Origin of the sequence: Yinghuangia sp. YIM S09857, assembly GCF_051388915.1 — a bacterium.
Classification (GTDB): Bacteria; Actinomycetota; Actinomycetes; order Streptomycetales; family Streptomycetaceae; genus Yinghuangia.
In genome coordinates this window covers 49099-61438 of the sequence record NZ_JBPKBH010000031.1, presented here as the reverse complement: position 1 = coordinate 61438, position 12340 = coordinate 49099, and the positions used below count along the sequence as shown (strand labels likewise).

Annotated in this window: 7 protein-coding genes; 5 read left to right on the top strand and 2 right to left on the bottom strand. The window is 71.8% G+C overall.

Translation table 11 applies throughout. The annotated features are described in order from the left end of the window. Window positions 1-38: 38 nt before the first annotated feature. Window positions 39-794 carry a hypothetical protein gene (locus ACRX5S_RS38910; RefSeq protein ID WP_436778002.1) on the bottom strand — a complete coding sequence of 252 codons (756 nt, stop codon included), beginning with the start codon at window positions 792-794 and terminating at the stop codon, window positions 39-41. A gap of 235 nt (window positions 795-1029) precedes the next feature. Between ACRX5S_RS38910 and ACRX5S_RS38905 the strand changes: the two genes are divergently transcribed. The 5 genes from ACRX5S_RS38905 to ACRX5S_RS38885 all read left to right on the top strand — a co-directional run bounded on the left by ACRX5S_RS38905 (window position 1030) and on the right by ACRX5S_RS38885 (window position 10767). Continuing rightward, complete coding sequence (locus ACRX5S_RS38905) at window positions 1030-3201, top strand: dynamin family protein (RefSeq protein WP_436778029.1); 2172 nt, start codon at window positions 1030-1032, stop codon at window positions 3199-3201. After that, complete coding sequence (locus tag ACRX5S_RS38900) at window positions 3198-4865, top strand: hypothetical protein (RefSeq protein WP_436778001.1); 1668 nt, start codon at window positions 3198-3200, stop codon at window positions 4863-4865. The genes ACRX5S_RS38905 and ACRX5S_RS38900 overlap by 4 nt, the downstream gene beginning before the upstream one ends. A gap of 177 nt (window positions 4866-5042) precedes the next feature. Further along, window positions 5043-7658, top strand: coding sequence for a dynamin family protein (locus ACRX5S_RS38895; protein WP_436778000.1), 2616 nt, complete (start codon window positions 5043-5045; stop codon window positions 7656-7658). A gap of 97 nt (window positions 7659-7755) precedes the next feature. Then, window positions 7756-9732 carry a dynamin family protein gene (locus ACRX5S_RS38890; RefSeq protein WP_436777999.1) on the top strand — a complete coding sequence of 659 codons (1977 nt, stop codon included), beginning with the start codon at window positions 7756-7758 and terminating at the stop codon, window positions 9730-9732. Window positions 9733-9912: 180 nt separating this feature from the next. Further along, the gene (locus tag ACRX5S_RS38885) at window positions 9913-10767 is read left to right on the top strand and encodes a hypothetical protein (RefSeq protein ID WP_436777998.1); all 855 of its coding nucleotides are present in this window, start codon (window positions 9913-9915) and stop codon (window positions 10765-10767) included. Window positions 10768-10841: 74 nt separating this feature from the next. On the opposite strand, the gene hemW is transcribed toward ACRX5S_RS38885, so the two are convergent. Then, window positions 10842-12068, bottom strand: a complete 1227-nt coding sequence (gene hemW / locus ACRX5S_RS38880) for a radical SAM family heme chaperone HemW (protein WP_436777997.1) — start codon at window positions 12066-12068, stop codon at window positions 10842-10844. Window positions 12069-12340 lie beyond the last annotated feature (272 nt).

The window sequence follows — 12340 nt, the reverse complement described above, 5'->3', positions numbered from 1 at the left end:
GCGGGCCGCCCCGTCCGAGGAGTCCGTACGCCCCCGGGTCAGCCCTTCTGGGCCTTCACGAGCTTGTCGTACTGGGCACGCAGCACGTCGTCCGGCACGGTCGGGTTGACGGTCCCCGGCCCCTCGAAGTCGAAGTCGAGCGCCATCGCCTGGATGAGGACCGATCCGCTGCGCACGAACACGACCGTCGTGGGATCGCCGTCCATGCCGAAGGTGACGGAGAGAGAGTCGTCGCCGTAGGAGAGCTTCTTGCTGTCCTCGATGGTGTAGGTCGTCTTGGTGCCCTCTTCGTCGGTACCGACGAACGGCGCCGTGCACTTGCCGAGCGCGTCCCGTGCCTCGGTCAGGTACTTTCCGGCCCGGTCTCCGTCGAACTGGCCCAGGGAGATCATGCTGACCAGTTTGCTGCTGTTGTCGGCCTTGGAGGCCGCAGCGGTGGCGTCCTGGGCCGGCATGTGGTCCTGGTCGGCCGCCACCAGCGCCAGCAGCGGCCGGCACTCCGCGGTGTCCGTGGTCTCGACGCCGGTGCCGTCGTCCTCCGGCGAACCGGACCGGACGTCGTAGCCCGGCACGTCCGCGGACTCGATCAGCGCGGCCTTCAACTCCGCCGCGGTGAGGCGCTTCGCGTCCGACGCCGCGGACGCGGCCGGGCCGGACGGCGTACCGGCGGCCGGCGACTGCGCGGTGTTGTCCGCCTTGTCGCCCTTGTCGTCGTCCGAACTGCACGCCGCCGTTCCCAGCGCGAGCAGCGGAACGAGGGCGAAAACGGCGGAACGCTTGCCGATGAAACCCATGCAGGAAGCTTCCTTCAGGAACTCGGCGACCGAGTGCTCCGGGGAGAGGTCGGCCGACTGGGTCTGACAACGCGTCAGGTTCCCGTAGGGCGGCTTTCTTGTCCATCCCATTGGTCGGCGCCCCCGCGGAACGCGGCATTCCCCTTGCCCCCGCGCACAGTTCGCAGGCACGTTGACGCGGCTGTCCGGGCCCCGTCAAACTGGCCCCACTCTGGGGGGAGCCATGCACGTGGGTATGACTCATGGGCCGGGCAGGAACCGGTCCGAAGCCGCGCGCGAGCAGCGCCGCGACACGATCGAAGCGTTGACCGAGGTGTCCGACCACCTCGAATTCGCCAAGGGCCTGGTACGCCGCACCGTCGCCGACCGCGACCGGCTCGGCGAACTGACCGCGCGCGTCCGCGCGGTCGAGGACCGGCTGCGCGACGACCGCTACTACCTCGCCGTCATCGGCGAGTTCTCGGCCGGCAAGAGCACGTTCATCAACGCCCTCCTCGGCCTGGACCTCCTCCCCACGTCCGCCCTGCGCACCACCGCCGCCGCGACCCGCATCACGCACGGCCCGGAGTTCGCCCTCCAGGTCCGGTTCCGCAACGACGGCATCCGCTACATGTATCCGCACGGGCGCGCCGAGGGCGCCGAGAGCCCGCTCGGGCGCATGCTGCTGCACCTGGCGCCGTACCTGCGCGTCCCCCGCGACACCGCCGGGATCCTGTCGCTGCTCACCGCCGACGAGCGCATCGCGCCGCACCTGGAGTACCTGGAGGTACGCCACCCCGCGACCCCGCTGCGCGACGGCCTCGTGATCATCGACACGCCCGGCACCAACGCGGAGGTCGGCCACACCGACATCACCAGCGAGGTCATGCGCTCCGAGGCCGACCTCGCGGCGGTGCTCACCCCGTCGGCCTCCCCCGCCTCGTCCTCGCTCGCCGACTTCCTCACCGACGCGCTCGACCCCGGGCTGTTGCGCCGCTGCATCTTCCTCGTCACGAAGATGGACCACGTCGAGGACGACGAACACGACGACCTGCTCAACCACGTGCGGCGGCGGTTCGCGCGGCTGCTGGACCTGGACGACGTCGTGGTGGAGGGCGTCGCCGCCGACGCCGTGCTCCGACGCGCCACCGGCCGCGAGCTGCTCGGGCCGGAACAGGAGTACTGGGCCGACGCCTTCCCCGGCACGCTCGCCGCACTCCGCGACCAGATGCAGCGGCAGCGCATCATCGCCGTGTCCGACCACCTGCTGCGCCTCCTCGAAGACGTGCTCGGCGACCTCGGCGAGGAACTGGAGCAGGCGCGGCGGCGGTTGGCCCGGGAGGAAGAGGAACTGGGCCAGGCACGCATCCCCGACCTCGCGGCGTTCGCGCAGCGGCACACCGCGCGCGCGGACCTGCTGGTCGGGTCGGGCGCCGAGAACGCCCGCCGTGCGGTGGGCGCGATGGCCGCGCAGTGGCAGCAGTACACGAGGCGTTCCATCGACGCGGCGATCGACGCGGCGGCGACGCCGGACGACATGCGCCGGGTCATCAGAACCGACGTACCCGACCTGATCCGCCGCGATCTGCCGCGCATCGGCGACGTAGTGCAGAGCGCCGTGACCGCCGCGCTGGCGGAGGGCGCGCGCGAGGCGGAGGCGGCGGTCGAGGCCGCGTTCGAGGCGGAGTACGCCAAGCTCGACCAGGAGGCCGTCCGCGTCGTGCGGCGGGACGTCACGGTGGTCAGCGGCACGCAGCTCGCCAACGACGCGCTGCTGGCGTACGAGTCCAACGTCTCGGGTGTCACACAACAGCTACGGGCGGTTCGCCAACAGGCAACAGGATCAGGTCCGATCGGCTCCGGAGTGGACCAGTGGTTCGCCTCGATGCCCCCGCCGAGCGGCCCCCTGCGCGGCACCGTGCCGCCCAACATGCCGCCGCCGGTGCCTCGGCATTCCGGGCAATACGGGGCGTCGATTCCGGACCGACACCCTGCAAATCCCCCCGAAGCGCTCCCCGTCGTCCCGCCTCCCCCGGGGCTCCAACCGCGCGGCGGGCTGGGCGGTTTCGCGGCCCGCATCGCCGACTCGATGGCGACGACGGACATGAACGCGCTGCGGAACCACGCACGGGCGGAAATGCATCAGACACTCCAGACGGTCGCAACCGGCCTCGCACGGCAGATCGGCGAGGCGATCGAGGCGGCGACCGACCACTACGCGGGGACCGTTCGGGACCACGTGGAGCAGTACCGGGCCACGTACGAGCGGACGGTGGCCGACATGGTCACCGAGCACCACCGCCGCGAGGCCATCCTCGCGGCACGCAAGACCCTGCTCCAGGATGCGAGCAGGCAAACGGAACGGCGGCGCGCGACGGTCAACTCCCAACGCGAACGCCTCTCTACTCGGGGGGGAACCCGAATATGACCGAGAACTACGGCGACGACCTGTACGAGGCCCCGGCCGACCTCGACGACCCGTCGTACGACACGACGCTCGCGGAGGACACCGCGGGCAGCGACCTGCTGTGGGAGACCGAGGGCGCCGACGTCCAGACCCTGGACGCGGTGACCGACGAGACCGGCACGGACCCGCTGCCCGACGTGGCGCCGGCACCCGAGATCCCGGAGTACACGGACCCGCTGGAGGTCCCGCAGGGCGGCGACGTCCCGGTGCCCGAGGGGTACGTGGACCCGCTGGAGGTCCCGCAGGGCGGCGACGTCCCGGTCCCCGACGACTACGTGGACCCGGCCGCGCCGGTCGACCCGTACGCCGACGCGGGCACCGAGGACCCGTACGGCGACACCGGCACGGCGACGGAGGACCCGTACGCCGACGCCGGGGCCGAGGACCCGTACGCCGAGGGCACCGTCGACCCGAACGACCCGAACGTCGGCCTGGACCCGTCGGACCCGAACTACGACCACTACTACGCCGAGCACGGGTACCCGTACGAGGGTCCGAGCGACGTCGCGGACGTCCCGGTCGAGGACGACAACAGCGAGGCGCCGAGCGACCCGCTGCCGACCGATGTCCCGTCCGACTACTCGGACTACGACCCCGACGCTTATGTGCCGGTCGAGTACCCGTACGAGAACCCCTACGAGTACCCGGGCTACGACGAGGGCTACGACCCGTACGCCGACCCGGGCTACGACCCGTACGCGGACGGCGGCCCGTACGGCGGCGGCTACGACGTGGTCTACGACCCGTGCTGGGGCGACTACGGCTACGACCCGTACAACGACATCTTCGTCGAGGTCAACGTCACCGTCGAAGGCGACGTGTACGTCGAGGGCGACCAGAGCGCCGATGTGTACGTGGTCAACGAGGGCGACACCTACGTGGACAACTCCACGACGTACGTGGACAACTCGACCACCGTCGACGACCACTCCACGAACATCGACTACACCGAGGCGCCCGTCGTCCCGGAGACGCCCTACTACGAGGGCTACGACGCCGACGCCGTGCCGCCGTACGAGTCCTACGGCCCGATGGAGATCGCGCACTACACGCCGGACTGGAGCGTCGCCGACTTCGACGGCGTGGGCGACCCGCTGGCCGACGCCGCGTACTTCCACGAGACGGACAGCCCGGTCAACGCGCCGCTCGCGACCGAGGGCGCGATCATCGAGAAGCTGACCGGCGAGCCCTACAACGAGGCCGCACTGGTCCAGCAGGCGGAGAACGCCGGCTTCTTCGACCCCGAGCTGGGCATGACCAACACCGACGTCGGCAGCCTCCTCGAACTGCACGGCATCGAGACCGAGACGGTGTACGACGCCGACGTCAACACCCTCATCGACGCGCTGGAGACCGGCGACCCGGTCATGGCCGTCGTGGACCTCAACGAGACCGGCATCCCGATGCGCGACGTCGTCACCGGCGAGCCCATCGAGCAGAACCCGTCCGTCATGGGGTCGGTGTGGGTCACCGGCATGGACGTGCAGCCCGACGGCTCCGTCTACGTCATCGTCAACGACCCGTCCTGGCCCGAGGGCCAGACCCAGGCCATCGCCCTGGAGGACTTCACGAACGCGTGGTACGACGGCGGCAACCAGGCGGTCATCGCGCACCAGCCGGCGTGACGCGGCTAGCGCCGCGGCCTGCCGGGCCCGCCCCCGTGGCGGCCCCGGTCGGCCCGCGGCGCCGACGGTACGCCGGGGCCCGCGCCCGCGACACGCGGTGCGGCCCCGGCGGGCTCGTCCCGCTCCACCGGCCCGATTCGCCCTCATACCACCAGACTTCCCCGAGAGGAAATCTCCGTGACCATCGACCGTGAGGCCGTCAACGCCCGCGTCGCGCAGGCTCCGCAAACCCGCCGCCAGTCCGGCGTCGCCGCGCTCCTGGGCGGCATCCACCGCAGCGCCGAGCTCAAGGGCTGGCTCAAGGGCGGCTCGCTCGCCCTGCCGCCGGTCGCCGAGCGCGTGGACGGCACCTGGACGCTGACCGCGCTGGTCGCCGTCGGCCGCCGCGAGCCGCAGGCGCCCGTCATCACCGTCGCCCCCGCGTGGGGCGCCGTGCAATGGGAGTGGCCGTCGCAGAAGGTCCTCCAGCACATCACCCTGGCCGACAACGCCGAGGCCGCCGGAATGCTGGCCAAGGCCAAGTCCGCCGGGAACGAAGGCGGTTGGAACCTGTCGATGCAGGCCGAGGCGCTCGCCGCCCGGGCCCGCTTCTTCCAGACCCTGACCCGCTTCGTGTCGGAGCCGGGCGAGCGCGACCTGAAGCTGCTCACGCGTGCGTACGCGCAGGTGCTGCCGCGTGCCGCCTACCCGGTGTACCACGTGCTGGTGCCCAGCACCCGGGCCTGGCTCCAGGTCTCGCCGGCCGCGTCCGGCCAGGCGTCGGCGGGCCGTGAGGCCCGTTCGCGCTCGGCGTCGGGCGGTTCCGCCGAGGCCGGGGTCGCCGGTCAACCCGGCCCGCCGAGGACCGCGGCGCAGCCTCCGGCTGCGCCGAAGGCGGCCCCGGCCGGTGGCGTGGCGCGGGGTGCGGGGGCCCCGGCGCGCGGAACCGGCACGTCCTCGGCGGGCGTTCCTCCCCAGCGGGCCGTCACGCGGCCGCACGCGGGTGCTCCCGCGGCGGCCGGGCGTACCGAGGGCTCCGGCCCGAGCCTGGTCAAGTCCGCGGGGGCCGCGCTCAGCGACCCCATCACGCGGGCCCGGGAGTTGGCCGAGCAGTACGGCCTCGACCAGATCTGCACCGAGGTCGACCGCCTGCGCGCGCGCATGCGGCGGCCCGGCTTCCGGATCGCGGTGGTGGGCGAGTTCGGCCGCGGCAAGTCGACGCTGGTGAACCGGCTCCTCGGGGCGAAGGTGGTCCCCGAGGGCCGGCACACCCGCGTACCGGTGGTGATCGCGCCGGGTCCGGAGGCGCGCATCGAACTCCAGTACGCGGACGGCAGGTCGGAGGTCCGTCCGGCGGTCGCGTCGTCGTGGGACGGCGTCGACGAGGCCGCGTCCGGGGACGGCGACGACGCGCTGGTCGGCGTGCGCGTCCTGGTCGAGGACCCCGAACTGGCCCGCCTGGACGTCGAGATCGTGGACACCCCGGGGGTCAACGCCGGGCACGGCGACGGACTGGACGACGACCGGGCGCAGGACCTCGTGCGCCGCACGGTCGCGGCGAGCGACGCGGTCTTCATGGTCGTGTCGGCGAGCCAGCCGCTCGGCATCTCGGAGACGTCGTTCCTGGAGGAGGAGGTGATCGCCCGCCATGTCCCGCGCATCACGGTGGTCGTCTCCAAGCTCGACACGGTTGACGACGACGAGCGCGAGGACATCGTCGACTACCTGGGCGGCCGGGTGCGCCGCATCGCCCCGGTGCTCGAAGTGCTCGCCGGGCCGCACCGCGAGGACGCCGCCCCGCTCACCGAGGTGCGCGGGCGCCTGGAGGAGTACGCCGCGTCGGGCGGTCGCCGGGCGATGCGCGCCCGCCAGACCGCCGGCCAACTGCTCGGCCTGCTTGAGGAGATGACCGAGCTCGCCCGGCAGGGTGTGGCGAACAGCGTGCTGAGCGTGGAGGACCGGCGTCGCGCGGCGGACGCCGCCGAGGTCGAGATCGACAACATGACCGCCGAATGGGGCAAGGTCCGCGTCGAGTTGCAGCGCAGGCGCGGGGAGACGGCGGAGAAGTTCCGCGAGCACCTGACGCAGTCCCGCGACGATTTGCTGGGCACGCTGCGATACGAGATGGAGCGTACCCCCGACCCGAAGACGTGGTGGGAGCGCGACCTGCCGTTCCGTCTGCGCCGCGAACTCACCGCGCTGGCCAAGAAGTACGAGGGCCAGTTGCACTCCAGCGTGCAGGCCGACCTCCAGTGGCTCGACGCCCAGATGAAGCGGCACTTCGGGGCGGGCAGCACGCACAAGGTCGACAAAGCCGAGCAGTTGTCGACCGAGTTCGAGCTGAACGAGGCCGAGGAACTGGGCCTGAAGGACCTCAAGAGCCGCAAGCTCGCGTGGCGCATCGGGCCGAGCGGCGTCGCGGTACTCGGCATGCTCATCATCCCGCTGACCGGCGGTCTCGCGGCCATCCCGATGGGCGCCGGCATGGCCGCTTCGGTGGGCGGCATGGTGCTCGGCGAGGTGAAGTCCGGTTCGCTCACCGAGGGGCAGCGCACCCAGGCGGCCAAGGCGCTGGAGCCCGCGATCGAGGAACTGCTGTCGGGCTTCTCGCAGCAGGTGTCGGACCGCCTGCACACGCTGTACGGCGGCGTCATGGACGAGGCGGTGCGCGGGCAGAAGGCGTGGCGCAGCGACCGGCTGGCGGCCCTGACCGCACAGGGCACCGGCGGACCGGACTGGCAGGAACTGTTCACCCGAACCCAGGAATTGATCACCGGTGTCGACGCCTTGATCGACGGAGGGGGTGCCGCGTGACGGGCCCGAGACCGGTGGCACACCGATGAACGTATGATCCGTGGTTCGGCACGGACGTCGGGCGGGGCGGGCCGACGCGCCGTAGGGAGGGAGAACAGTGGAGCAGCACCGGGCCCAGGGAGGAGCCGGCGGGTACAGCGCGTGGCGCGCCCGCCAGGAGACCCTGGTCGAGCTCATCGACCGGCTGACGCCGATCATCTCCGGCCTGTCGATCGGCAGCGGCGTCAAGAAGCTGGCGTCGGTGCGCACCCGGGCCGCCTCCGAGGCGTTCAAGGTGATGATCGTCGGCGAGTTCAAGCGCGGCAAGAGCACGGTCATCAACGCGATGCTGGGCGACAAGGTGCTGCCGTCGTTCGCGCGGCCGTGCACCGCCATCATCAACGAGGTGATGTGGGCGGACCAGCGCTCGGCACTGATCTACCCGCTGGAGCCGGACGGCAGCGCGGGCGACCCGATCCCGATCGGGGTCGAGGAGATCGTCGACTACGTCACCATCGGGGCGGACGACGACAACACGCCCAACCCGTACCAGCGCGCGGTCGTGCGGTGGCCGCTCGAACTCTGTCGCAACGGCGTGGTGGTGGTGGACTCCCCCGGCCTCAACGAGGCGCCGGAGCGCGAGCGGGTGACTCTGGCGTACCTCGAACAGGCCGACGTGCTGGTGTTCGTGGTGGACTGCCAGGCCGCGATGTCGCGCAGCGAGCAGTTGTTCCTCGACGTGCACGTCAAGGCGCGCGGCCACGAGGACGTGTTCTACGTCGGCAACAAGATCAACCTGGTCGAGGAGGAGGAGCGCGAGGACGTCAAGCGCGAGATCCGCAAGCGCCTCGGCCCGTACGTCTCCCGCCCCGACCGCGTCTTCTTCGTCAACGCGCGGGCGGCACTCAACGGTCGCCGCAAGGACGACCCGGCGCTTGTCGGCGAGTCCGGCATGGTGGAACTGGAGCGCTCGCTGGAGGAGTTCCTGACGCGCGAGCGCGGCCGGGCGAAGATCCTCTCTCCCGCGCGAGAGCTGAAGTACCTGCTGATCGAGGCGCGCGAGCAGATCGACCGCAAGGAGGCGATGCTCACGCAGAGCGTCGACGACCTGCGGGCGACGTACGAGCGCGTGCAGGTGCCGCTGACGCGCCTTGAGCAGAACCGCCGAGTCATCGTCGCGCAGATGGAGGGCCACCTGCGCGAGACACGCGGCGAAGTCGAGGACGCCGGGCGCCGGTTCATGAACCGGGTGATCAGCCAGGTGCCGGGCTGGGCACGCGACTACGACCCCAACAACACGCTCGGCGCGAACCCGTTCAAGGCGCGCGAGAAGATGGAGGCGGCGGTCCGGGAGATCTCCGACCACCTGTCGGGGCGCATCCAGGTCGCCTTCGCCGAGTGGCAGGAGAAGGAGCTCAAGCCGCTGCTGGCCCGCCGGGTCGAGGACCTGGAGCGGTCCATCGACGACGACGTGAAGCAGTTCGTCACGCGCATCGACGAGATCCGGGCGTCGCTGACCCGCGACGACGCCGAGACGCAGGTGCTGAAGGTCCCGGACAAGAACCAGGCGCCGCTGGAACGCCTGCTCGCGGACGCGGTGTCGTTCGTGCTTGACCCGCGCACCGCCCTGAGCGGCGGCCGGTTCAGCCTGCGCACGATGCTGACCACGCTGCTGCCGCAGATCGCGGTGGGGGCGATCGCGGTGTTCGTGGGGCTCGGCCCGGTCGCCATTTTCGCGATGCTGCTGGGCGGCAACCTGTTCCGCGGGGCGCTCCAGCTCAACAAGGCGAACCAGCGGATGAAGGAGCAGGTCGCCGAGCAGTTGGTGGAGGAACTGCGCGGGCGCGCCGACGCGGACGTGCAGAACCTCGGCGACGAGATCACCAAGCAGCTCCGCACGATGCGCGACGCGATCGCCCAGGGGTTGGACGCCGAGATCAAGAGCATCCGGGACGAGGTCGGCGAGGCGCTGAAGACCAAGGAGCAGGGCGAGTCCGACGCCAAGAAGACCGGGGCGGACCTGCGGCGCTATGCGGGTGAACTGAACCGGATCGACGAGCAGTTGGCGGATCTGATCATGGACGTCGCGCTGTAGGGGGCCGTGCGTCCGGGACGCGGGATCCCGGACTTGGGTCTGGCGCGCGGGGTTCGGCGCGCGGGGTTCCGCTGGCTGGGTCCGGCGTGCAGGGTTCGATGCGCTGGGTCCGGCGTGCAGCGTCCAGCGTGCAGGGTTTGGCTCGCGTGAACGTGGGACGAGGCAGGACGGGAGGGCGGCATGGCGGTTGCCTGGGAGGCCGGGAGTTGGGCCCGGGCCGACGCCGCGGCGGCGGAGGCGGCCGCGCGGGCGGTGGCCGGGTCCGTACCCGGTGTCGAGTTCGACGGTTGCGAGGACGGGCCGGTCGTGGCCGGACGGACCTGGCGGCGGGCGTACTTCACGCGGGACGGGCGCAGGTACGCGCTGGTGCCCGGCGGCACGGTGCAACTCGGGTTCGACGTCGAGGCGTTCGTACCGTCACCCGCGCAGGCGGCGGCACACGCGAGCGGCGCGGCCGACTACGGGTTCACTTCCGACGTACGCGAATTCCTGCGTGGGATGGGCGAGTCCGCGCCGGGGTCGCTGACCGCGCCGCGCGAGGTGCGCGTGCCGAGCCTGTTGGTCGCGGTGGAGGCGGTCGCGGTCGACGAACTGGTCGATGCCGGGGACGACGAGGACGATGACCAGGACGACGACGTGGTGCGGCAGGTGGGCGCGGCGCTGGCCGCGTTCGGCGCCCGCGTGATCGCTCCGGACGAGTGGGAGTACGCCTGCGGCGCCGGAACGCGGACGTTGTTCCGTTGGGGTGACGACCACCCCGAGTCGGACGACCCGTTCAGCGCGCCCGACGGTCCGCAGCATGCGGTGAACCGTTTCGGGCTGGCGATCGCGAGGGATCCGTACGAGTGCGAACTGACGTCGGAGTCCGGCGTGTTGGTGGGCGGAGACGGCGGCGAGGCGACGTGCGGGGGCTACGGGGCGTTCCTGGCCTGGCTGCCGCTCGCGAGCGCGTACCGGCTCAGGCCCGACGAGGACCTGCGGGACGAATACCTCGACGGGGCGAAGGTGCGCCCGGTGCTCGACCTTCCGTCCTGACCTGGTTTCGGCCGGGCCGGTCGCAAAGCACGGCACGGCCTCGGCTGGAGCGCGAACGCGCGTCCGGTACGGGCTCAGTCGACGAGGTCGCGGACGACCGCGTCGGCGAGGAGCCTGCCCTTCAGGGTCAGCACCGCGTGCCGGTCGGCGAACCTGGCAGGATCCAACAGGCCCTCCTCGACCGCGAACTCCGCGGCGGCCATGCCCTTTTCGTGCAGCAGTGAGAGCGGGCAGCCGTCCTTGAGGCGGAGTTCGAGCAGGATGCGTTCGACGCGGCGGTCCTCCTCGGTGAGCAACTCACGTCCCTGGGCCGGTGATTCGCCCGCGGCGACGCGCTCGGCGTACGCCTTGGGGTGCTTCGCGTTCCACCACCGCACACCGCCGACGTGGCTGTGCGCGCCGGGCCCCGCGCCCCACCAGTCCGCGCCGGTCCAGTACAGCTCGTTGTGGCGGCAGCGCGCCGCGCCGGAGGTGGCCCAGTTGCTGACCTCGTACCAGCCGAACCCGTTCGCGGTCAGCGTCTCCTCGGCCATCAGGTAGCGGTCGGCGAGCACGTCGTCGTCCGGCAGCGGGAGTTCGCCGCGGCGGATGCGGCCGGCGATGCGCGTGCCGTCCTCGATGATGAGCGCGTACGCCGACACATGGTCGGGCCCGGCCGCCAGGACCGCGTCGAGGGACGCCTGCCAGTCCTCGTCGGTCTCCCCCGGCGTCCCGTAGATCAGGTCGAGGTTGACGTGCTCGAAGCCCGCGGCGCGCGCCTCGGCGACGCACTCCTGCGCGCGGCCCGGTGTGTGGTGGCGGTCGAGGACCTGGAGGACGTGCGCGCGGGCGCTCTGCATGCCGAAGGACAGCCGAGTGAACCCGGCCTCGCGCAGGTGGTCGAGGTACGCCGGGCCGACCGACTCGGGATTGGCCTCGGTGGTCACCTCGGCCTCGTCGGCGAGACCGAACTCGTCGCGGACGGCGCCCAGGATGCGCGCGAGGTCGGCGGCCGGGAGGAGGGTGGGGGTGCCGCCGCCGAGGAAGACGGTCTCCACGGGGCGGTCCGCGTCGCCGAGAACGCGGCGGGCGAGGCGGATCTCGGCGATCACGTCGTCGGCGTATCCGGCCTGGGAGGCGCCGCCCCCCAGTTCGGCCGCGGTGTAGGTGTTGAAGTCGCAGTAGCCGCACCGGGACGCGCAGTAGGGGACGTGCACGTAGAACCCGAACGGGCGCGGCAGGTCGTCGGTCCCGGCCAGGGCGGAGGCGGGCAGGGAGCCGTCGAGGGGCGCGGGCAGGCCGTCGGGCAGGGCGGAAGGCATCGGCCCAGTCTCCACGACAGGACGTCCGGACCCAAACGACACCGCGCGCGGGTCTAGGACGGGGCCCGAGACGGGAGGGACGCGCGGGGCGGGCAGGGTCGGCTGCGACAGGACATCAGTTTTCGGAACGCCTCCCATAACCAATGAACAGGAGTAATTCCGACAATCTCGGCAATCCTCCTGCCCGGTCGGGGCGTCCCTCCCGGCGGGCCCAGGGCCGGTTACGGCAGCCCGCCTCGTCTCCGGCCGGGCTCCACGCACACGCGGAAGGG

Coding starts and splice junctions, on each gene's coding strand:
- ACRX5S_RS38885 (WP_436777998.1), top strand. CDS start 9,913: ATGGCGGTTGCCTGGGAGGCCGGGAGTTGGGCCCGGGCCGACGCCGCG.
- hemW (WP_436777997.1), bottom strand. CDS start 12,068: ATGCCTTCCGCCCTGCCCGACGGCCTGCCCGCGCCCCTCGACGGCTCC.
- ACRX5S_RS38900 (WP_436778001.1), top strand. CDS start 3,198: ATGACCGAGAACTACGGCGACGACCTGTACGAGGCCCCGGCCGACCTC.
- ACRX5S_RS38905 (WP_436778029.1), top strand. CDS start 1,030: ATGACTCATGGGCCGGGCAGGAACCGGTCCGAAGCCGCGCGCGAGCAG.
- ACRX5S_RS38910 (WP_436778002.1), bottom strand. CDS start 794: ATGGGTTTCATCGGCAAGCGTTCCGCCGTTTTCGCCCTCGTTCCGCTG.